General features: G+C 41.0%; 16 protein-coding genes. 13 read left to right on the top strand and 3 right to left on the bottom strand.

Annotated features, from left to right (window positions below; translation table 11 throughout):
• Positions 1–109: 109 nt before the first annotated feature.
• The 3 genes from PESP_RS13795 to PESP_RS13785 are packed head-to-tail and all read left to right on the top strand — an operon-like array spanning position 110 to position 5762.
• A complete protein-coding gene (locus PESP_RS13795; RefSeq protein ID WP_089348540.1) occupies positions 110–1372 on the top strand; it encodes a TolC family protein in 1263 nt (420 codons plus the stop codon).
• Positions 1369–2616 (top strand): efflux RND transporter periplasmic adaptor subunit, encoded by a 1248-nt coding sequence (locus PESP_RS13790; RefSeq protein ID WP_089348539.1) that lies wholly within the window; start codon positions 1369–1371, stop codon positions 2614–2616. Before PESP_RS13795 ends, PESP_RS13790 begins: the two co-directional genes overlap by 4 nt.
• A gap of 8 nt (positions 2617–2624) precedes the next feature.
• Complete coding sequence (locus PESP_RS13785; RefSeq protein WP_089348538.1) at positions 2625–5762, top strand: efflux RND transporter permease subunit; 3138 nt, start codon at positions 2625–2627, stop codon at positions 5760–5762.
• A 78-nt stretch (positions 5763–5840) separates the two neighbouring features.
• Here the strand turns inward: PESP_RS13785 and PESP_RS13780 are convergent, their stop codons facing one another.
• On the bottom strand, positions 5841–7076 hold the full coding sequence (locus PESP_RS13780; RefSeq protein WP_089348537.1) for a TMEM143 family protein: 1236 nt from the start codon (positions 7074–7076) through the stop codon (positions 5841–5843).
• Positions 7077–7265: 189 nt separating this feature from the next.
• Here PESP_RS13780 and PESP_RS13775 point away from each other — a divergent pair, with 189 nt between their 5' ends.
• From PESP_RS13775 to PESP_RS13760, 4 genes are all read left to right on the top strand, one after another.
• Positions 7266–7850, top strand: coding sequence for a YqaA family protein (locus PESP_RS13775; RefSeq protein WP_089348536.1), 585 nt, complete (start codon positions 7266–7268; stop codon positions 7848–7850).
• 256 nt (positions 7851–8106) lie between these two features.
• On the top strand, positions 8107–8820 hold the full coding sequence (locus tag PESP_RS13770) for a GGDEF domain-containing protein (protein ID WP_307725818.1): 714 nt from the start codon (positions 8107–8109) through the stop codon (positions 8818–8820).
• 164 nt (positions 8821–8984) lie between these two features.
• Positions 8985–10346, top strand: coding sequence for a hypothetical protein (locus PESP_RS13765; protein ID WP_089348535.1), 1362 nt, complete (start codon positions 8985–8987; stop codon positions 10344–10346).
• Positions 10347–10475: 129 nt separating this feature from the next.
• On the top strand, positions 10476–13130 hold the full coding sequence (locus PESP_RS13760; protein ID WP_089348534.1) for a DUF2339 domain-containing protein: 2655 nt from the start codon (positions 10476–10478) through the stop codon (positions 13128–13130).
• A 70-nt stretch (positions 13131–13200) separates the two neighbouring features.
• On the opposite strand, the gene PESP_RS13755 is transcribed toward PESP_RS13760, so the two are convergent.
• The gene (locus tag PESP_RS13755; RefSeq protein ID WP_089348533.1) at positions 13201–16641 is read right to left on the bottom strand and encodes a PAS domain-containing hybrid sensor histidine kinase/response regulator; all 3441 of its coding nucleotides are present in this window, start codon (positions 16639–16641) and stop codon (positions 13201–13203) included.
• Between the two features lie 391 nt (positions 16642–17032).
• Between PESP_RS13755 and PESP_RS13750 the strand changes: the two genes are divergently transcribed.
• The 6 genes from PESP_RS13750 to PESP_RS13725 all read left to right on the top strand — a co-directional run bounded on the left by PESP_RS13750 (position 17033) and on the right by PESP_RS13725 (position 23247).
• On the top strand, positions 17033–17296 hold the full coding sequence (locus tag PESP_RS13750; RefSeq protein WP_004586074.1) for a DUF4212 domain-containing protein: 264 nt from the start codon (positions 17033–17035) through the stop codon (positions 17294–17296).
• 10 nt (positions 17297–17306) lie between these two features.
• A complete protein-coding gene (locus PESP_RS13745; protein WP_089348532.1) occupies positions 17307–19031 on the top strand; it encodes a sodium:solute symporter family protein in 1725 nt (574 codons plus the stop codon).
• A gap of 114 nt (positions 19032–19145) precedes the next feature.
• Entirely contained in the window at positions 19146–20984 is a 1839-nt protein-coding gene (locus PESP_RS13740; protein ID WP_089348531.1) for a DUF294 nucleotidyltransferase-like domain-containing protein, read from the top strand.
• Positions 20985–20999: 15 nt separating this feature from the next.
• Complete coding sequence (locus tag PESP_RS13735; protein ID WP_089348530.1) at positions 21000–21623, top strand: 3'-5' exonuclease; 624 nt, start codon at positions 21000–21002, stop codon at positions 21621–21623.
• Between the two features lie 156 nt (positions 21624–21779).
• Entirely contained in the window at positions 21780–22508 is a 729-nt protein-coding gene (locus tag PESP_RS13730; protein WP_089348529.1) for an SIMPL domain-containing protein, read from the top strand.
• Between the two features lie 79 nt (positions 22509–22587).
• The gene (locus PESP_RS13725; RefSeq protein ID WP_089348528.1) at positions 22588–23247 is read left to right on the top strand and encodes a peroxiredoxin-like family protein; all 660 of its coding nucleotides are present in this window, start codon (positions 22588–22590) and stop codon (positions 23245–23247) included.
• A gap of 89 nt (positions 23248–23336) precedes the next feature.
• On the opposite strand, the gene PESP_RS13720 is transcribed toward PESP_RS13725, so the two are convergent.
• Positions 23337–23813 carry a PaaI family thioesterase gene (locus PESP_RS13720; RefSeq protein WP_089348527.1) on the bottom strand — a complete coding sequence of 159 codons (477 nt, stop codon included), beginning with the start codon at positions 23811–23813 and terminating at the stop codon, positions 23337–23339.
• Positions 23814–23832 lie beyond the last annotated feature (19 nt).

Genomic DNA, 23832 nt, shown 5'->3' with positions numbered 1-23832 from the left:
TTGTGCGCTATTAGGCTAGTTATGTACATATTTAGGTTGCTTAATTGCGCTTGTTTTAAAACAGGCATAGTGATTAAGCCAACTCTGTTTGTTAAAACGGACATGCTATATGAACAAAAAACCACTTATGCTGGTGGCGCTACTGTGTGCATTACCAACATTGAGCGCTTTGGCAAAAAGCGAGCCTCAAAATGTATTAACGCTAAAGCAGGCGCTTAAAAACACCGAGCAGCAAAACTTACAGCTTAAGCGCTACCCGTATCATCAAAAAATATTAACGGCGCTCAAAAGCCAAGCCATGCTTTCACCTAACCCTGAGTTGAGTTTTGAAGCTGAAAACTTTTTAGGAACTCACAGCTCTCATGCGTTTTCGGGGGCGCAGTACACGCTGGCTTTAAGCCAATTAATAGAGTTGGGTGATAAACGTCAAAACCGTATTAATTACGCCACTGCCAATATAAAAGCGCAAACAATTGAGTATAAAAATACCCGGTTGGCACTTTTAGCAACCACCGCTGAACGTTATTACCAAGTACTAAAGTTTCAGGCGTTAATTGCGTTAAATAGTGACCGTAAAAGCACTGTTAAGCAGGCACTTAACGCAATTGAAAAACGCGCTGAAGCGGGTGCGGTCTCAAGTGCCGATGTAACCCGCATGCGTTATGCATTAAGCCAAGTAGATTTAAATACGGCCATGCTACAAAGTGAATTTGAGCGCTCTCGCTTAGCACTCAATGAGCTTTGGCAAGAGGTGCAAGTGAGTGATTACTATGCGGGCGATTTATCACAAATAGCTGCTATTAAAAGCGAAGCCGCGTTACTTGATGCGGTAAATACAGCGCCAGAGTTTGCACTTTTACAGCAGCAATATATGCAACAAACGGCTAATTTAGCCCTGCAACGCTCAAGTGGTCAAAGCGATTTAACCTTGGGTGGTGGCGTGCGATATAACCAGCAAACTGATGCCAGCTCATTTGTGTTTTCGTTTTCAATGCCGCTGCAATTAAGTAATGCTAATGGCGGTAATATTGAGGCGGCGCAGCATCAACTTACGCTACTTAATGAGCAGCAAGGGCAATTACGTATTCAGTTACGCAAGCAAATACGCACGCTCCATGCGTATTACCAAGGTAAAACCACGCAGGCACAACTTTTAACACAGCGCATTATTCCACAAGCGCAAATGCTTATAAAACAAAGTTTAAAAAGCTATCAACAAGGGCAAATATCGGTATTGCAATTACTAGACGCACAGCAAGCTTTATTTGATTCTAAACGCGCACTTATCAACACCCATAGCGAGCTATACCAAGTGCTACTTACCCTTGAGCGTTTAACCGGCCAACCTTTAATCGAGACTCATCAATCATGAATAAAACTCTTATCGCATTATTAATTACGCAATTATTTACACTCCCATTTTTAAGTAGCACGGCTATGGCGTCGGCTAATCATCACGCAGAAGGTCACGAAGAAGGCCATGAAGATGAACACACACAAAAAGGCCCACACGGCGGCTTTTTACTAACCAATAACGCCCTTGATTTAGAGCTTAAATTAACCCAGTTTGCCGGTAATACTGAACTGCGAATATATGGGTTTAATAACAATAAAGCCGTTGATATAAATCAGTTAGACGTAACCGTAAACGTGCAGCGTTTAAGCGAAGCACCACAGCTTATTCGCTTTAAAGCTGAAGATGACTATTTAGTAAGTACCGTGAGCGTAAACGAGCCGCATTCTTTTAAGCTTGATGTAATGGCACGCTATAAAGGCACCGAAATAAATTATCATTATGAGCAAGAAGAAGGGCGTACAACGCTAAGCGAGAAAGCAATTGAGCGCGCAGGGATTAAAACCGACATTGCAAAAGCAGGCAGCGTTGAGCTAACCGATACTTTATTTGGTGTTATAGCGCCCACCGCGCACGGCACCGTTGAAGTAATGGCGCCTTATACCGGCTTAGTTAACGATATTTTTGTAAGCATTGGCCAAAACGTTAAAAAAGGCGACAAACTTGCCAGCGTAACTAACCGCGAAACCTTACAAAATTACACCATAAAAAGCCCAATTACAGGCGTTATTAGTGAGCAATATTTAAAGCGCGGCGAGCTTGCCAGTAGCGCTTTAATGCAAATAGTAAACCTTGAAACCGTATGGGTTGAACTGTCGGCCTTTCCCGATAACATTGAAAAGCTTGCCATAGGGCAAAGCGCTACAGTGTACGACTTACATCATCATTTAAATGCGCAAGGTGAGGTGTTTTACATAGCCCCAATGATGAGTGGCGGGCACATTGCACGTGCGCGAATCGAGCTTAAAAACCCTGATGGCCATTGGCGACCAGGTATGCATGTTAATAGTGACATTAGTACGGCAAAAGTAGATGCGGCTGTACGCGTCAAAGCGATTGCTATTCAAGAATTTAACGGCAAGCCTAGCGTGTTTATAAAAAGTGGCAATGTGTTTGAAGTACGCCCTGTAAAACTTGGTGCTAAAAACAGCGAGTGGGTAGAGGTACTTCAGGGGCTTTCGCCAAACAGTGAGTACGTAACGCAAAACAGTTATGTAATTAAAGCCGATATTTTAAAAAGCGGCGCAAGTCACTCTCACTAGGAGGCAGCATGATTAACTGGATAGTTTCGTTTGCGGTTAAGCGCCGCATGATGGTGCTTGCGCTCACACTTTTATTTGCTGGGTTTGGTGTATACAACACTCAAAATTTGGCCGTTGATGCCGTACCCGATATAACTAATGTGCAAGTGCAAATAAATACCAAAGCGCCGGGCTTTACCCCGCTTGAAGCCGAGCAGCGCATTACGTATTTAATTGAAACCGCAATGGCGGGTATACCTAAGCTTGATTACACCCGCTCAATTTCGCGTTATGGGCTTTCGCAAGTAACCGTTATTTTTAACGAAGGCACCGATATTTACTGGGCGCGCCAGCAAATATCAGAGCGCATTCAAAGTATTAGATCAGATTTACCAACCAATATTGAACCAAACTTAGGGCCAATTGCCAGCGGGCTAGGGGAGATTTTTACTTACTCTGTGCATGCAAATAACGGTGCATTAAAAGATGATGGCACGCCATATAACGCAGAAGATTTACGTACTTTGCAAGATTGGGTTATTCGTCCGCAGCTATTAAAAGTAAAAGGGGTTACCGAAATAAACAGCCAAGGAGGGTTTGAGCGCCAATACCAAGTAGCGCCCATGCCTGAAAAACTACTGGCTTATAAGCTCACACTAAGTGATGTAATTACGGCACTTAAATTAAATAATAGTAACCAAGGTGCAGGGTTTATAGAGCGTTTTGACGGGCAATACTTAGTGCGCTCACCAGGGCAATTAAAAACCATTGATGACATAGCTAACACGGTTGTTGCTAAGCGCGATGATGCACCAGTACGTATTAAAGATGTAGCAAATGTGCGCCTAGGTAAAGAGCTCAGAACCGGCGCTGCTACTTATAACGGTAAAGAAACCGTGCTTGGCACCGCCATGATGCTCATTGGCGAAAACAGCCGCGTAGTGGCAAAAGCCATGGCTGATAAACTCAAAGACGTGCAACTTAGCTTGCCTGAAGGTGTTGTGGTAGAAGCAGTTTATGACCGCACAACCCTTGTTGATAAAACCATAGACACTGTAAAAACCAACCTGTTTGAAGGTGCGGTGCTAGTGATTGTTATTTTGCTGCTGTTATTAGGTAATGTAACCGGTGCGCTTATTACGGCCATGGTTATTCCGCTTAGTATGTTATTTGCCATTACCGGTATGGTAGGTAATAGAGTGTCGGGTAACTTAATGAGCCTAGGCGCAATCGATTTTGGTTTAATTGTTGATGGCGCAGTAATAGTAGTTGAAAACTGTTTAAGGCAACTTGGCCTTGCGCAGCACAAACATGGCAGGTTGCTTACATTAAATGAGCGTTTAAATGTGGTAACCGCCGCTACTAAAGAAGTATTTAGCCCAGCGGTATTTGGCATTTTAATTATTATGCTGGTGTATTTACCGCTGTTTGCACTAAGTGGTGTTGAAGGGAAAATGTTTCAGCCAATGGCATTTACCGTTGTTGCTGCATTAGTAGGAGCACTTATTTTTGCCGTTACCTTTGTACCTGCTGCTATTGCGGTATGTGTGCGAGGAAAAGTAAGCGAGAGCGAAAATGCGGTTATCCGCGGTATTAAAAAAGGTTATAAGCCGCTACTTGGGTTATCGCTAAAACTACCGTGGGTTATGGTTAGTATTGCGGCTGTGCTTGTAATTGCGCTTGGCTTTAAAGTTAAAAATATGGGCGCTGAGTTTTTACCGCAGCTTGATGAGGGCGATATAGCCATGCATGCGCTGCGCATTACCGGCACCGGTATTGAACAATCGGTAAAAATGCAAAAAGAGCTAGAGCAAGCCATTTTAGCTAAGCCTGAGGTGGCTAATGTATTTTCAAAAATTGGTACGCCCGATGTAGCAAACGATCCTATGCCACCTAACGTTGCCGACACCTTTTTAATGTTAAAACCGCGCGAGCAATGGCCTAACCCCGCTTTAAGCAAAGAAGAACTGGTTAAGCAAATTCGCCATTTGGTAAATGAAGTGCCCGGTAATAACTATGAGTTTACCCAACCAATAGAAATGCGCTTTAACGAGTTAATAGCAGGCGTGCGGGCCGATGTTGCCGTGCGTATTTATGGTGATGATTTATCAACATTAAAACAGTATGGCGAAAAAGCCACAGCCTTGGTGCAAAGCATTACTGGCGCAACCGATGTACGCCTTGAGCAAATGGAAGGCCTGCCTACGCTTTCGGTTACGCCGCTTCGTGACCACATGGCGCTGTTAGGTTTAACAGTAACCGATATACAGCAAAGTGTAAGCGCTGCGGTAGGCGGTGTGCAAACCGGGCTTATTTATGAAGGCGATAAACGCTTTTCGTTATTAGTGCGTTTAGATGAGCGTTGGTCGAGCGATATAACACAGCTTGCGCGTTTACCTGTTGCTGTACCAAAAAGTGCTAACCCCGACCTTGCATTTGTACCGCTTGGTGAAGTGGCAAATATTAGTATTGATAAAGGGCCTAATCAAATAAACCGCGAAAGCGGTAAGCGTAATGTTGTAGTAACTGCAAACGTAGAGGGGCGCGATTTAGCAAGCTTTGTAAGCGATGCGCAAACTGCTTTAAATTCAGAGCTTAATTTACCAAGTGGTTATTGGATTGAGTATGGCGGCACGTTTGAACAGCTAGAATCGGCAAGTAAGCGGCTATCGCTGGTGGTGCCAGTTACTTTATTGCTTATATTTGGCCTGCTTTATAGCGCGTTTAATTCGCTGCGTGATTCGTTAATTATATTTAGCGGCGTGCCACTTGCGCTTAGTGGTGGCGTGCTTGCGTTACTGCTACGCGATATGCCGTTATCAATATCGGCAGGCGTTGGGTTTATCGCGCTAAGTGGTGTAGCGGTTTTAAATGGTGTGGTTATGCTGTCGTTTATTAAGCAATTAAGAGCTGATGGGCTTAGTTTAATAGATGCAATACAAACCGGTGCGCTTTCGCGCCTGCGCCCAGTACTAATGACGGCTTTAGTGGCAAGTTTAGGGTTTATTCCTATGGCGCTAAATACAGGCACCGGCGCTGAGCTACAAAGGCCACTGGCAACCGTGGTAGTTGGCGGGATTATTTCATCAACTCTGCTTACGCTATTAATATTACCTGCACTTTATAAATTAGTGCATGCAAAATTTACTAGGCATCAAGCTGCTTAGCTAATTGCACTTTGTTAAGTAACGTAAAAAGCAGCTGTAATGACAGCTGCTTTTTTGTTTTTAGGTAAACTTTGCAGATTAATTATATTGAAACAGGTTATCCCAGCGCTCATCCAAAATAGTTTTTGCATGATCTAAATTTATTGCGCTATACACATTGTTAGTGCAGGTTACTAAACGCATCCGAGTGAGCTTTTCAAGCGCATCGCTAATTTCAAAGTCGAGTTCGCATTTATACTTTGTTTTAAACCAGGCCTCTATTTGCTCATCAAGCATTTGTGCGCTTAGGCCACTTTTAGATTTTAGTAAAAAGGTATAGGCCAGTAGGGCTTCTTTTATGTCTTCTTCTTCGGCTGCGTCTATAAGGGTATGAAAAACACCCGCGTTGTTATCAAGGTTTTTAAAGTAAAGGTTATCGCTTAGGGCTTTCATAAATTTAATTTTACGGTTTTTAAATTTACTCCACTCTTTAAAAATAAAGCTGCCAAATACTCCCATGCCAATAGCAAAGGTAATAAAGTGTTGTTGGGTCATTTCTACGGCTTCACTTCTAAAGCCACCCCAAAAAGCAAACAAAGCAAATAATAATAAAATTGATGCGCCAAGCTTTGTAATTAAAACCACGGCACCGCCAATTAAAGCCGATGAGCCAATAATCACTTTATCGATAGGGCGCATGCGTACTTCGCTATTAGGAAATAGCATTTCAAGGTCGGCTTTAGGTACATTTTGAAACAGCTTAACTATGGTTGAGCTTGGCTCAAACCCTAAAGGCGTTTTATTTTTAGCGTCAAAGTGGGCTTTGTCTTTAAAACGAATAAACACCGCAACGCGGTCGTAATTAGTAAAGTGCAGTGGCTTTTTACGAAGCCCCCAAAAACTGGTTATGGTTTCAATGAGCTGCGACTCGCCACGGCGATAAAAAACCACTTCTTCAAAGTCGTCAAACTCCACCTCAAGGCGCACTTTAAAAAGGGATTCTTCGCTTAGTGCATCTTGTAAATCTTGATTAGTTATTACTTCAAAGTTAGCGGCGTTTAAAACATTAGCAAAATCGCGCGCAAAATCACGTTGGCACTGCGCTTTTTGATCATTTGAAACCGGCGCTAATGATCGTGTATCGCTATTAGGATCAAAGGGGGCGTAGTTATTTTTAAGCGACTCAAGTGTTGCGTGGTAATCGTAATGGATAAGGCTTGCTAATAAATCACAAAATTGTTTAAACGACGTTTGCTCAGAGCTGTTATTTAACTCATCACTACACATATCAATAATATCTTGTTTTCGAAAGGGAATAAAACGCGCACTTTGCATAAATTTTTAACTGCTTTGGTAGGTATTTAACTGCATTGGCACATAATAAAATATCCTTATAATTATTGCTAATTTGTTAACGGTTTTGTAGCTGTTAAATCTTTAACTGTTTCAGCGTGTATTAACGTAAATATGTAAGAATTAGCCCATTGAGCAACGGCTTATCATCACAAGCAAAAAGGGATTTATATGGCTATTCAAAAAAAGCTAAAAGAAAAAACACGTAATTTTATTGACTCTAAACACATGCTCAGTGGAATTACTGTGGCGTCGTTTTTAGAATCTACCATAGTGCCTATTCCGCTTGAGGCTGTACTTGTGCCGCTGATGCAGGCTCGCCGTGAAAAGCTTTGGTTAATAGCCCTTATGGCCACTGTGGGCTGTATTATTGGTGCTTTATTTGGTTATGCACTTGGCTACTACTTATTTGACGCTGTAGGCGATTGGGTTATTAATACGTTTTCGAGCCCTGAGCAATTTGAAAACGTTAAGCAACAAATGAAAAGCCAAGGTTTTTGGTTTGTTATGACCCTTGGCATTGTGCCCATACCGTTTCAAATAGCGATGCTGGCCGCTGGGGCTACTAAGTACTCAATAGGTTTGTTTTTATTAGCGTCAGGTATTGCGCGTTCTATTCGCTACTTTGGGCTAGCAATTGTGGTGTATTACGCCGGTAATCAGGCTGAGCGTATTATTAGCAAACATAAAACTAAAGCTATGATTGGCTTAACAATATTAGTTTTAGCTGCTTGGGGAATTAGTACTTTAATTTAATAGCAAAATAATACTATGTGATATAAGTTTAAGTATTGCTTAATTAATTTTATTAAACTTCATGATTAAATCTGAGTCAGTAAGCCTCAAACTTAGCCGCTTTATGCATATCACTAAATTAAACAAGTTTTTAATAGCGGCTACTCTTTCTTATATTACAATTTTTTCAATCATTTCCTTAAATAGCCTAGCCTTTCTAAATTTAGGCGCAAACCTTTACGGGTTAGCAACTGACTTAATTAGTTTAGTTGTAATTATGAGTATATTTTTTGTTGTTCAATGTTCTTTACTCGCAAGAAAAGCATTTGTTTACGTTAGTATTGGTTTGATGTTGTGGATAGTAGGGGCAACGGCCGATGTGTTGGATGAGGTTGTAATTCAGCCTCTTTGGGTGAGTATGTACATAGAGGATTTATGTAGATCATCAGGCATGGTTATTACCGCTTACGGGTTATTCAAAACGATGACGTTTATGCAAAAAATGCACAAGCGCTTAGCCCAAGAATTTATAATTGATGATCTCACAAAAGTTTACAACAGACGCTGCTTTTATGAATACGTTGATAGGTCGCACGATAAGCAATACACATTAATTGTTATTGATATTGACCATTTTAAATCTATCAACGACGAATTTGGTCACGATATGGGAGATAGAGTTCTCAAAGTGTTTGCTAAAAAAGTAAATGCGTTATTTGAAAATGAAAATATGTTTGCACGAATTGGTGGTGAGGAGTTTGCGGGATATTTTCCATCTAGCCAGTTTGAAAATGTTGTTGACGTTAGTGAACAAATTCTTGAAAAGGTAAGAACTATTAATGTTAAAGACGATAGGTTTTTAACGGTTAGTATTGGTATTGCTAAAAGACTCAACAAGCATGAGCACTTTGATACTGTAATGAAACGTGCAGACCAAGCGCTATATTTAGCCAAAGACTCAGGTCGAAACCAACTCAGGTTAGCCCCCTAATACCTCAATTTTTTACAGTATTATATATCCTTATTATTTGCACATTTTAAACACTTTTTAACGATTTCGTAAAGAACTGTCAGCGAGGGTAATACTTTGTAAACTATGAAATTAAAATGCAGCAAAGTAGTCATAATAGTGATTTTAATAATAAGGAAACTTTAATGACCAACTCTCTGTTGAAAGCTGCTTTACCTCTAAGTTTAATGTCTATTTTAGTTGGTTGTGGCGGCAGCGACGGCTCAAGTGATACAGGCTACGTACAATTATATAATGGCTCGTACAACAGCCCATACACACGTTTATTTGTAGATGAAACTGAGCGTTCAGGCACCAACTTTGCCGATGTAACTACCCGTCATAATTACAGCACGGGGACTTACGATTTAAGTTTTGAATACTTAGACGCGAACGACAGCTACATCACTATTAGCGAGCAAGAAGTATCAATCAAAGGTGATAAAACCGAGCTAATAGTAATGAGCGGTAACTTTGATGAGCCAACATTTACAGAGCTTAGCGTACCTATTTCAAGCGATACAGATGAGTTTAATTTAGGTTTTTATAATATTACAGGTGAAGACACCAGCTACGATATTTACCTAGCAACAGATGATGGCGTATTTGAAAGCGCAGAGTTATTTTCATCGGCGCAGTATTTAAGTGAGCTTGATTTACAAACTCTTGAAGAGGGTTACTACACCATTTTTATTACTGAAGCTGGTAGTACAGATGTAGTGTACGAATCTGAGTCGGTATACTTTTACGATGAAGAAAGCTACGTAGCGATGATCCGCCCAAGCTATGCAACAGAAGAAAACGGCATCACCCTTGATATAGTCACTGACAATAACTACGTTACTGCGCTAAAGCACCAATCAGCGCTTGGGCAGTTGCGCTTTATAAATACCGTTGATGACTACTCGCCGGTAAGCTTTAGCACCACTCGCGGTACCACAGTAAACGACACCAATACTGTAGCAAGCGACACCTACACCGATTATATAGAGCTTTCACCAAATAGTTACAGCGTAGCTATGTACGACGAAGAAGGCACTAAGCTTGCCGATAACTTTTTAATGACCCTTGAGCGCGAACAAAGCGCAGTGGGTGTATTTTACAACGATATCGACAATGGCTTACGCATGATGAGCGTAGAAGAAAACCTAACACCAAGCAGTTACAGCCATACTATTTCGGTAGTTAACTTAATCGAAAGCTACGCAGGCCAAACAGTAAGTGAAGTTGATGTGTACTTTACACTTAATGGTGAAACGGTTGATGATGCAACCAATGTGATTGATGGCCTAGATAGATACGACCAAGAAGAAATTGACGTAGATGACGAAGCTTACACTGTGTATGCCGTATATGAAGATAACGGCCAACAAATAGTGTTAATTCAACAAAGCGACATCGACTTTACTGAAGAAGGTAACTACATCTTAATTTTAGAGCATGATGAAACAACAAGCTCAGGCTTTAAAATGAGTGTAACCCGCACAATTACAGACAGCGTAGAATAATTAACCGGTAATAAGTTCTAGAAAGTAAAAGCCCTGAGCATTCGTGTTTAGGGCTTTTTTTATACAAAAATTTATATAATTTAAAAAGTTTAGGTACACTCAACCCATAATAAATAAAAAGAGCGTGCCATGGACGAGTTTTTAGGGATAGTGGGTTTATTTGCACTGGTTATTATGGCTGGTGCAATTTGCGGTATTATAGCGGTTGCGCAATTGAGTAATTTAAAACAAGAAATAGTGCAATTAAAAGCAAAGGTGCTCAGCCTAGAGCAAACAGCGTTAAAGCCAAACCTAAAAAATCAAAGCGCTAATGCACAAAGCACCTATCAGCAGGCAGGCGAGCAAGCATATAGTAAACCCTCCCATCAAGACGTGCATATACCCACCCCAAGTTTGCCAAGTGTAGAGCCTTTAGCATCAACCACTAGTGCAAATATATTAGCGACTAAAGCGAAAGCTAAACCTGCTTTTATTAGTTCATTTTTTGAAAAACTACGCAGTGGCTTTGAGCAAAACTGGATGACCTGGATAGGTGCAATAGCACTGGCATTTGGCGGTATATTTTTAGCTAAATATAGCTTAGAGGCCGGGTTGTTATCGCATGCTATGCGGTTAAGTTTAGGAGGCTTATTTGGTGTTGGTTTAATTGCTGGTGCTGGGTATTTGCACTATAAAAAAATAATATTTGAAGGGTTTAATAATTATATACCGGCCGCTCTTGCAAGTGGTGGCTTTAGCACTTGTTTTGCACTGACCTTATTAGCGTATAACAGCTATAACATGATAAGCCCGCTAACCGCATTTATAGCACTGGGCATTATTGCTATTAGCGCCAGTGCCATGGCATTAGTGCTTGGCCCTGTATTAGCCGTGTTGGGTATTATAGGAGCGTATTGTGTGCCTGTGTTGGTTAATACAGGTAGCAATAACTTGTTTGCGCTTTATATGTATATTGGGTTTATAAGTTTGTCGGCTGCACTTGTAGCGCAAAAAGTGCAACGCGCTTGGCTGTGGTATTTATTGTGGGCAGGGCATTTAGGCTGGTATTTAGTTGGCTTTACGTTGGTTGAACAAAGCACCATTTGGCTTATGGGGGCGTATGGCTTACTAAGTATTATTGGCCTAATTGCTATGCCTTGCTTAGGAGTAACATTAAGGGTTGTTGAGCTTCGCCCGCACAGTTTAAAACGCTTAATAAATGTAATACCCGCACACCCATTAATGCTGGCATTTGTAACCCCTTTATTACTCGCTATGCTTTTTAGTAGTTATGACCAACAATGGCAAATAATTAGTGCATTAAGCATGGCTACATTACTATTTTTAGTTCTTAAAAATAGTCGTTGGGATTTATGGCAAGGCTTTGCGTTGATAATTGCCGTACTAGTGCTTATCAGCACCCCTAATTATTATTCTGACTTTTCAGATCCGCTTTTTATATTTAACTACCAATATGGCAGCGGATTATTTTTAGGTTTAGTACTGAGCGCATTTGGGCTTTATTTTGGTATTAAGTGGGCGCCTAAACGCTTAGCTTTTCATGTGAGTGCTGCATTTAGTGTATTTGCAATGATTGCCACTTTGTACGCCATTATTCCAAATCATGCTTTGGCTACGGCATACCCATTATGGGCTGTGATACTACTTGTAAGTAGTGCTATTTTAATTAAATGTGCAATGAGTGGCACGACACTTTTTCAGCGTTTTACCTATTGGGTAGGCGCAAATGCCAATATTACACTTGCTATAACTATGCTACTAAGCGACAGCGGCTTAACAATTGCCCTTGCCGTACAAGTTTTACTTGTTAGCGTTTTAATTCATCGTCATCAAGTACCTATGCCGCATTGGCCAATTAAAGCGTTAGTGGCGGCTTTATTGCTGCGCTTAACGCTTGCACCATGGACGCCAAGTTACGATGCGCTTACTTTATTTAACCTGCATTGGAGTATTATTGTTTATCCGCTGTGTACTGCATTATTTTTTGCTGCCGCTAAATGCTTTAATACCTCGCAATTAAAAATTTGGTTAGAAGGGGCTGCGCTTCATTGTTTTGCGCTATTTATTACCACCGAAACCAGTTATCAGCTTGTAGGGCATTACCCACAATTTGACTCATTGAGCTTTTACGAACAAGCCTTACTTACCTGTAATTGGCTTGCGCTGGGCTGCGTTTACTTACATCGTGCACGTATTGCAGGCAGCTTAGCTAGGCTTTATCAAATTGCGGGCTGTGTATTAGCCAGCGGTGCAGGGCTTATTGCATTTAAAACATTACTTGATGACAATCCGTTACTCACCTCTATTTATATTGGTGAACTCCCCGTATTTAACTGGCTGTTTTTACTATGGTTAGTACCTGCGCTCTTAACGTTTTGGCTATATACGCTTATTAAACCTATTAACGCTAAGGTAGCGCCATTTATACTTGCAGCCGCTGGCATACTTGGCTTAATCGCTATTAACAGTTTTATTCGCCAATACTGGCAAGGGCCTTATATTTACCTATCAAAAGGGGCAAGTAATGCAGAGCTATATAGCTACTCTGTTATTTGGCTAACCCTTGGCGCAGGTACCGTTATATTAGGGCACCTTAAAAACAAATTACTCATTCAAAAAATAGGTTTAGGGTTACTCGCGGCTGTTATTGTTAAAGTGTTTTTAATTGATATGGCAAATTTAACAGGGCTGTTAAAGGCGCTCTCGTTTATTGGTTTAGGGCTTTCGTTAGTGGGGCTGAGCTGGTTATTTCAAAAGCTCAGAAGCCGCGCAAACCAAGCTTAATAGTAGCAATAAGTTATAAACAAAAGCCCAGCAACTTGCAGGGCTTTTGTTTTACTCTTTTTAACTAAAGCTAAGTACTGTGATTAAGCAACGCTTTTAACTTTCCTGGTTTAATAGGCTTACTTAAATAATGAATATTAGCTGCTTTGGTTTCTTGTTTAAGTTCTGTGTCGCGCACAGCAGTAATAAGTATAGCAGGGACTTCGCTTTGCCATGTTTTGCGAAGTGTTTTTATCAAAGATATGCCATCGCACTCATTACCTAGTTGATAATCCATTAAAATTACATCGGGAGCCGTGTGCTGTTTGGCGTGCTCAAGCACTTTATCTACATCGTCAAATAAGGTGTAATTGGCTTGCCATTTTTTAAGCAAGCTTGCCATGGCGGCTAGATTTTCTGGGTCGTCATCTACGGCCACAATATTTATAGCAGCGCGGTTTTCTACTAGGCCGCTAGCAGTAGGTTTTTGCTGTACAAACTGCGTATCACCATAAGGGACTTCAATACTAAAACGGCTACCTTTGCCGGGTTCAGAGTGTACATCTAGCTCTAAGCTAAGTAGGTCGGCCATACGTTTAACCACGCCTAACCCCAAACCTACGCCTTTGTTATCGCCGGCTTCTATGCGGTAAAAGTCGTTAAAAATTTTAGCTTGTTCTATTTCGCTAATGCCAGGGCCTGTGTCCCATACTTCTATGCGTAAATTATGCTTACGGTTTCTACATGCAATTAATACACGTCCTGTTTCTGTGTATTTAACCGCATTAGACACCAAGTTTTGAATAATTCGGCGTAAGTAAGTTATATCGCTATGTACTATTTGCGCGTTTGAGCGCACGGTTAATTTTAAGCCTTTGTCGCTTGATAAAATAGCGTACTCACTTTGCAGCGGCATAAGTATATCGTTTATACAAAAATGCCTTGGTGTTGGGGTCATAGCGCCTTGTTCAAGTTTGGCTATTTCAAGCAGTGCCGACATTAAATGTACGGTAGAATCTAAGCTGTGACCAAGCTTATTAAAGCTATTTTGATTAGTGGTATCGAGCTGTTGTTCATCAATCGCAGCAAGGTATAAACGCGCCGCATTAAGTGGCTGCAATATGTCGTGGCTGGCCAGTGCTAAAAAACGAGTTTTACTGTCATTTGCTTGTTCAGCCTCACGTTTGGCAAGGGTAAGCGCTTGCTCTGTTTTTACACGGCTGTCTATTTGCGCTTGTAAGTCTTTATTAATAGTTTGCACTTCTTGGGTGCGCGCTTCTATGCGGTTTTCAAGATCCATATTGATCTCTTCAAGCGCATTTTGCGTGCTTATGTGCGTAGTAATATCCGAAAAACTAGTAACAAAACCGCCGTCGGGCAGGGGGTTACCAATCATCTCGTATACTTGGCCATTACGGCGATGGCGAATAAAGTGATGCGAGCTGCCATTTTTTAAATGCTGTACGCGTTTTTCTACTTGGCGTTCTATTTCACCTGGGCCACATTCACCACGTACCGCGTTGTATCTAATTATATCTTCAATGGGTTGGCCTACTTCTAAAAAGCCATCGGGGTAGCCAAACATTTGGCTGTAGCGCTTATTCCAAGCCACGAGTTTTAAGTCTTTATCGACCACCGAAATACCATGGCTTAAGTTTTCGAGCGAGGTATAAAGTAAATTTTGGTTAAATTGCAGTGCTTGGGTGGTTTCGTCAAAAAAGTTAACCACTTCTTCAAATGCCATGCGCTTACCCGATGACACCGTATGAATAAGTGCTTGCGCCGATGATGCGCCTAAAACGCCAGTTAATGCGCGTTCACAATAGGCTATAAACTCAGGCTCAGGGTGGGCGTTGTTATCGCTTAGTTGGTTTGATAATGAAAAGTGCGCCAGAACTTGTTGGCTGCGCTGAATACCTAAAAAGGTTTGCAGTAGTATTTTAAAGTCGTAAACCGTGGCTTTAACGTTTTTGTTTAAGCGGCGCGATAAAATAGCCTGATCTTTAGGGTTAACAAACGCTGCAGCTTGTATTTTATCAATTAGGCGCTCTTCGGCCCCTAGTGAAAAGCTAATGTAACAGCCAATATTGGCAAATAAAGCGATTAATGTACCGCGTGTTATTAGCGTTTGTTGTAGCTCGCTGTTAAGCGAACTGCCAGCGTCTAAAATTGGCATCATTAAAAACAGTATCCAGCAAATAAAGCCGGCTAATAGCCCAGCGTAAACGCCATAAGCATGGCCTTTTCGCCAATATAAGCCGCCCACAATGGCAGGTAATAACTGCGTTACTAACGAAAATGCTACCAGCCCCATGCTGGCTAATGCACTTCCGTGGCCAAACCATTGCTGGTAAAAATAAGCCAATATTAATATGCCTGCTATGGTAAAACGCCTAACTAATAAAATTTGCGACTTGTAGCTGCTGGTAATTAAATTACGTTTAAATTTACGACGTAGCAAAAGCGGTAAAACAACATCGTTTGAGATCATGGTGCTAAGCGTAAGTGTAGCAACTACTATCATGGCGGTTGCAGCGCTAAGCCCACCAATAAATACAAAGGTACTTAAAAAGGCTTGGTCGTGAATAAGCGGTAGCGCTAATACAAAGCTATCAGGCGAAAAACCACTGCCAATATTTGGGTGAATTGCAGCTGTTGCTATGGGAATAATCATCGCGGCGGTAAGCAATAAATAAAGTGGGAATGCCCAGCGAGCAGTAAATAAATGGCGTTTGTCTTGGTTGTCGACCACGGTTACATGAAACTGGCGCGGCAAGCATATTATGGCAGCGGCAGCCATTAAAGACTGGCCAATAAAATTAAAACTAAAAAAGTTGAAGTTACCCCAGTGCAGCCACGTAGACTCAGTAACGTTACTGTTTGCTGCTTCTGGCAAATTAAATAAGGTATATACAGCAAGCCCTGCAACCGCAATAAGCGCAATAAGTTTGATCATAGATTCAAATGCAACGGCCAGCATAAGCCCTGAGCGATACTCGGTAACATCGACCTTACGAGTACCAAAAAATATAGCAAATAGCGCCATAATTAATGTGGCGGTTAGAGTGAGCATTTCGCCCGATATTTGATTGCTATTTTGCAGTAATAAAAAACTGGTACTTAAGGCTTTTAATTGCAGTGCAATGTAGGGAATTGTCGCAAGCAGTGCAATAACGGTGACTAGTATGGCACTGGTTTGGCGCTTACCGTAACGGGCAGAAATAAAGTCGGCAATGGTTGTTATATTTTGCTTTTTACTTACTAAAACAAGTTTACGTAAAAAGCCTTGGCCAAATATAAATAACAAAGAAGGGCCAAGTAAAATGGGCAAGTAGCTCCAGCTGCTGGTGGCCGCGGTACCTACCGAACCGTAGTAAGTCCACGAGGTACAATAAATCCCTAACGATAACGAATACACAAACGGGTGATGGCTAATCCGTTTAGCCAGTGGTGTTGTTTTATCGCCCCAATTGGCAAGCCAAAACAGCACGCCAATGTAGCCCAGTGCTACAAAAATCAGTACAGCAGTCATGTTGTTATTAAACCTTATTATTTATTCTTTTACACAATACCAGAGATACCTTTAAGTGTGCGTGCTCAATTTTACGCATTATTTTCATGATTTCATTAACCGACTGATTTTAAATGTTTATTTTTATTTTTGATGGTTTATTAGACTAATGTCGCATTTTTACACAAATGACTTAACTGCTTTTATTAATATCGCTTATTAAAAGGTTAAAGTATTGAAATATAATAGTTATTTAATTTTCTATAAAACATAACAAACAGTTTACGTAAACGTTAATAAGCTGTTACGACTATGGTCTCACTTCCCTCTTTACGCCGCGTTGCTAAATTAATAAACGAATATAAAAAAACCACTCATCGCAATTTTGCGATGCTTAAAGGGGAAAAATAAAATGGCTTTTAAAGATGAAGAACAAGCAAAAGCTTATTGGGCAGAAAACATCTCACTACTGTTTAAATTACTAGCAGTGTGGTTTGTGGTCTCGTTTGGCTTTGGCATATTACTGGTAGATGTACTTAACGAAGTGCGTTTTTTTGGGTTTAAACTTGGCTTTTGGTTTTCACAACAAGGCGCTATTTACACCTTTGTAGCTTTGATTTTTGTTTACGTTTTCAAAATGAATACGTTAGATAAAAAATACGGCGTAGACGAATAGGAGCTAAGCAATGGATGTTCAAACACTCACATTTATTATTGTTGGTTTAAGCTTTGCGCTTTATATAGGCATAGCAATTTGGGCCCGCGCAGGGTCAACTAACGAATTTTACGTAGCGGGCGGCGGCGTACCTCCACTTGCTAATGGTATGGCAACCGCAGCCGATTGGATGAGCGCAGCGTCGTTTATTTCTATGGCGGGTATTATTTCGTTTGCAGGTTACGATGGCGGCGTTTACTTAATGGGGTGGACCGGCGGTTACGTGTTACTCGCCATGTGTTTAGCGCCTTACTTACGTAAATTCGGCAAATTTACGGTGCCAGATTTTATTGGCGACCGTTACTACTCACGCACTGCACGTTTAGTGGCAATTTTATGTGCCATATTTATTTGTTTTACTTACATTGCAGGGCAAATGCGCGGTGTAGGCGTGGTGTTTTCGCGCTTTTTAGAAGTAGAAATTGAAACCGGTGTTTACATTGGTATGGTGATTGTATTCTTTTATGCCGTACTTGGCGGCATGAAAGGCATTACCTACACGCAAGTAGCGCAGTACTGTGTACTTGTATTTGCCTACCTTGTTCCTGCTATTTTCATTTCAATGATGATGACAGGCCACTTTTTCCCACAAACAGGCTTTGGTGCCACATTAAGTGATGGCTCGGGCATGTACGTACTCGATAAGCTTGACGGTTTAAGCGCAGAGCTTGGTTTTGCACAATACACCGAAGGCTCTAAAAGCATGATTGATGTATTTGCAATTACCGGTGCGTTAATGGTCGGTACTGCAGGTTTACCACATGTAATTGTGCGCTTTTTCACTGTACCTCGTGTTAAAGACACCCGTATTTCAGCAGCGTGGACACTGGTATTTATTGCTATTGTTTATACTACAGCACCCGCGGTTGCCTCGTTTGCTCGCGTAAATATGATTGATACCATTAACGGTAAAGATGGTAGCGGTACAGAATACGCAGAAGCACCAGCGTGGATTAAAAACTGGGAACGCACAGGCCTTATTACCTTTAATGATAAAAATGGCGACGGCAAAATGTTTTACACGGCCGGTAAAGTAGAAGATCCAAATAGCGCAAACGAAGTAAAAGTAGACCGCGATATTATGGTACTGGCTAACCCTGAAATTGCCGACTTACCAGCGTGGGTAATTGCATTAGTTGCAGCCGGTGGTATTGCTGCTGCGCTTTCGACTACTGCAGGTTTATTATTGGTTATTTCTACCTCCGTGTCGCACGATTTACTCAAGCGAACCCTTAAGCCTGATATAAGCGATAAACAAGAGCTATTAGCCGCGCGACTTGCCGCCATGATAGCCATTGTAATATCGGCTTACTTTGGGATTAACCCTCCCGGGTTTGTGGCATCGGTAGTGGCATTTGCCTTTGGCTTAGCGGCAGCGAGTTTCTTCCCAGCAATTATTATGGGTATATTCTCTAAAACCATGAATAAAGAAGGCGCCATTGCAGGCATGGTAACGGGCATTGGTTTTACCGCCGCGTATATTATCTTCTTTAAATTTGTAAGCCCTGAGCTTAATAGCCCTGAAAACTGGTTCTTAGGTATTTCGCCAGAAGGGATTGGCTTAGTGGGTATGATAATCAACTTTGTAGTTGCAGCAGTTATCCTTAAATTAACTAAACCAACACCTGTAGAAATACAGCAAATGGTAGAAGGTATTCGTAATCCTAAAGGGTCAGGTGAAGCACACGCACATTAATGCGCTAAGCCTACTTAAAAATAAAGCACCAAAAGCCCGACTTTAGTCGGGCTTTTTATTTGTTTAAATAATGAGTACATTAGGTTTTGTGTATACTTTTTAATGAGTACAACAATGAGTGTAGAGCAGCAGGAAGTTGCCCAGTTTGTGTGTATGCAGGCACCGTTTAGCATGCTTCACGACAGTGCGTGTGAATATTTTGTAGGGCACATTGATAGTGTGTATTTAACCCGAGAAAACCAAGCGCAATGGCTACAAACACAAGCCCCAAAGCTATTTTTAATTCGCTCTGGTTTATACGACCTAGTGGATGCAAAAGGTGATGTAGTAAAACGTTTAGCCCAAGGTGATTACTTTGGTTACCCTTCTTTACTGACGGGGGAGGCGATTCAAAACAGGTTGCAGGTACAAAAAGAGGGCATAGTGTATATGCTGGCCCAAGACGACTTTGACTTTTTACGCCGCCAATATAAGCCGTTTGAGCAATACTTTGTGCGAGCACACGCTAACCGTTTGCTTTCATCGCATTATAAAAGTAAAAACGATAGCTGGTCTGAGCGCAGAATATCTGAGCTAATGACCCGCACTGCAATTACCCTTGCGCCCGATGCAAGCATTAGGCAAACCGCTAAAAAAATGAAAAAACACGGTGTATCGTCAATTATGATCACCGAACATGCAATATTAGTGGGCGTTGTTACCGACCGCGACTTACGTAACCGCGTACTTGCCGACGAAGTAGACCCGCAAGATGCAGTGAGCACCATAATGAGTGCCAAACCTAAATTTATATTTGAAAACAATCGTGTGTTTTCTGCATTACATTTAATGCTTAAATATAATATTCACCATTTACCCGTACTCGACGAAAGCCATAAACCACTGGGCATGCTTACCAGCACCGATTTACTGCGCCAGCAAAAAAGCGACCCGGTGCAGCTTATTGGCCGCATTTATAAAGCGCATAGCATTGCCGACTTAAAACGTTATGCCGATGAAATTCCTGAGTTACTGCGCAGCTTTTCATACAACATAGAAGACATATCGTTAATTGGTAAATTACTCAGCGGCTTAACCGATGCGTTAACTTCGCGCCTTATTCACCTATTTCAAGAAGAAAACGGCGCAGCCCCCACCAGCTTTTGTTTTATTTGCTTTGGCTCGCAAGCACGTGAGGAGCAAACCCTGCATTCAGATCAAGACAACGGCTTATTGCTCCCTGAAGATTTAAGCGACGAGCATCAAGCTTATTTTAAACACATGGGGGAGTTTGTTTGTGAGCAGCTAGTAGAGTGCGGAATTAGACGTTGCCCAGGTAATATAATGGCCAGCAGTGATGAGTGCAGAATGAGCGTAAGCCAGTGGTGCGAGCGCTTTTTTAAATGGATAAAAAGCCCCACACCCAGTGCCATGCTTAACTGTAAAATATTTTTTGATTTGCGCTTTATAGAAGGCTCCAACGCTTTATATAGTGGTTTTTGCGAGCAGCTAAATAGAATATCGCGCGACGAATTATTTTACGCTGCGATGGCAACCGATATAAGAGCCAGCTCGGTGCCTATAGGTTTATTTAATAAGCTTAAAACTGAAAAAAGCGACAACAACCATAAGTATATAGATTTAAAAAAACGCGGTGTGGTTATTATTAACGACATAGTGCGTTTATATGCGTTAAAAGCCGGAATAAAAAGGGCTAACACTCAAGAGCGCTTAGATGCCCTACTTAAACATAAGCTACTAAGCAAAGAAGACATATATAACTTAAAAGACTGCTGGCGATTTTTAACTCAGCTACGCTTTAGCACGCAAATAAACGAAGAAGGTTTACCAAGTAATTGTATAAACCCCGATAAACTCACCTCGCTTGAACGCCATCAATTAAAAGAAGCCTTTTACCTAGTAAAACAAGCCCAGCAAGCCGCCGCATTTAAATTTGCCCGCGGCAGCTTGTAATTAGGGGGAAGATGTATGGTAAAAAAACTACTCAGTCAATACTTAAAAAGGCGAAATTTATTAAGCCAAAATGCACTAACACAGCGCTATTTAGTGATTGATTTAGAGCTTACCGGGCTTGATGTTAATCAGCACGAAATTGTATCGGTGGCTTGGGTTAAAATAGACAACCAATGTATAAAAATGAGTGAGTCGCAGCATTTAATAAATAAAGATGTAAAAAGCTTAGAGCAAAGCCCCGTTTTTCACGGCATTATTGACGACACTGTGGCTAAAGGGCAAAGCTTAGAAAGTATATTAATGCAATTAAAAGCGCATTTTAACGACAGCATTTTGGTATTTCATAACGCGGTACTCGATTGGGGCTTTTTAAAAGCAGCCCTTAAAAACGCCAATATAAGTGCGCAACCAAAGCTAATACTCGACACCTTACACATAGAAAAAAAACGCCTTATTTGCCAAGGGGCAGAAATAAAACAAGATGATTTAACCCTAAGTGCGTGTCGCAAACGTTATGAGTTACCAAGCTATCATTGCCATAACGCACTTACAGACGCACAAGCCACCGCTGAATTATTGCTAGCGCAATGCCATCAAATAAACCGCGGTAAAGAGCTAAAAATTGGTGAGTTAACGTAGCTTGGGTAGATGACAGCGTAATCCAACGATAAATCCCTTATCAGATAGCACGGCGCTTTATGACCGAGCATTTACTTTTATTATTCTATGTATTGATATGGGTACTTGATGCTTTTTTAGTAACTTTTATTTCAAATAATTATCTCAAGGAATGACATGAAACTCATCATCACTATTTTTCTACTCTTTTTACCACTCATCGCTTTTGCTAATGCGAGCTTACCAGCCAATCGTCATATCTCAGTGCAAGGCACTGCTGAGGTATTAGTTGAGCCTGATATGGCTAAAATACTATTTAGAGTGAATAGTGTTAAAAATGAGCCGAAAGCCGCCAATAATGAGCTTGAGAATAAAGTGAAGTTATTAATAGATGGGCTCAATCAATTTGAAATAAGCGCTGATGACGTAGTTGCCTCAAACGTTAAAATTGAAAAAACAGGGATGGATTATATTGAAACAGGGCATCAGGCCCTTAGCGAATACTCAGCGATAAGAACGTTTGAAGTAACGCTAAACAGTATTGAGCGTGTGAGCGATTTAACAGATTTTTTATTGAACCAAGAAGTAAATGCCATTCAAGATATTGAGTTTTTATCTTCAAAATTTGAACAACTACAAGCGCAAGTCACACAGTTAGCAATTGAAGATGCAAAAATAAAAGCGGGTTCCCTTGCTGATTCATTCAATGCAAAAGTAGGTGAAGTACGCACTATTCGTTCAACTAAAAACAACTATGACAGTGGTTTTAGTACAGCCATAACCAAAATGCACAGGGCGCAGCAAGGCAATAATTCTTTTCCTCAAATACGTAGTAACGATTTACAGGCAACACTAAGCTTTAAATCATCTATAGACGTGGTGTTTGATTTAGAAGTAGATGATTAAGTTAAAATTTTCATTCCAAATACATTGTCATAATGTAAGCTGGCTTTACGTTTTTGATTAATTTGAAGGTAGCCATACTATGAGCGATGAAAGCAACACATTAAAAGCACAAACCGAGGCAAAAGTAGCAGCAGGGCGAAAAGGTAATCCTGCTTTTATGAAAGGTGTTGATGAGAGTATTGCTCAAGCAAAATCTTTTCAAGAGGGAGCTAATGCACTTGCTCTAAACCAAAACGCGCCAAACTTTGAGTTACCAAATCAACAAGGTCAATCGGTGCAGTTAACCGAGTTACTTGCTAAAGGCCCGATGGTTATTACTTTTTATCGTGGTAGTTGGTGTCCATACTGTAATTTACAGCTAAAAGCGCTTCAAGCGCGCTTACCTGAAATTCATGCATTAGGCGCACAGTTGGTTGCTATTAGCCCACAAATGCCTGATGGCTCAATGAGCGAAAACGAAATAAGTAACATGGATTTTGTAGTGCTGAGTGACCAAAATGCAGATGTTGCAGCAAGTTATGGCGTAGCGTGGAAAGTTCCTGAATTTTTACTAGAGCATATGCGTGTAGACCGCGGCCTTGATTTAGAGTCACTTAATAACGGCAATGGCAGCATTCTACCTATCCCTGCCACCTTTGTTTTAAATAGTGAAGGTAAGGTGACGTGGCGTTATGTTGATGTTGATTACCGTACACGCTCAGAGCCAGAAGATATTATTAATGCTCTAAAAGCACTGTAGTAAACAATCAGTTTATACTATGGTGAACGCCTAAAAGTAGCAGAGTAATTAAGCTACTTTTGGGTTCATTTAAAAGTTTTAAATACTGCTTATTTAAACGTGGCTGGCATTTTAACAGCGACTACTTCACCTTTTACGCAAATAACGTTATTTGTAGATAAAGTAATATCAACAATTACTTTATTATCTTTTACTTGGCTAAACTCGCCTACGAGCTCTAGTTGTTTATCTATAGGTGTTGGCGCTAAATAATTAATATTTAAGGCCGCTGTAACAAAACGAATTGTAGGGTCGCTGCCAATAGTTAAGTTATTTTTATAGTGGACAACGGCTGCTGCGCTCCCTGTGCCATGGCAATCAATAAGAGAGGCCAATAAGCCACCATACACAAACCCAGGAATAGCGGTGTGGTAGGGCTTAGGCGTAAAGTGAGCTATTGTTTTACTTCCCTCATAGTTATCTAACCAGTAGCTTTTCAGCTGATGCCCTTCGGGGTTGTTTTTACCGCATCCATAACAATGGCTTAAGCTTTGTATATAGCAGTCTTGAAAAGCGATTTTACTCATATATTGCTCTTTTAGAGAT

Origin of the sequence: Pseudoalteromonas espejiana DSM 9414, from assembly GCF_002221525.1 — a bacterium.
Classification (GTDB): domain Bacteria; phylum Pseudomonadota; class Gammaproteobacteria; order Enterobacterales; family Alteromonadaceae; genus Pseudoalteromonas; species Pseudoalteromonas espejiana.
Note: the sequence above shows the minus strand (reverse complement) of the source record. Positions and strands in the feature narration are given on the sequence as shown.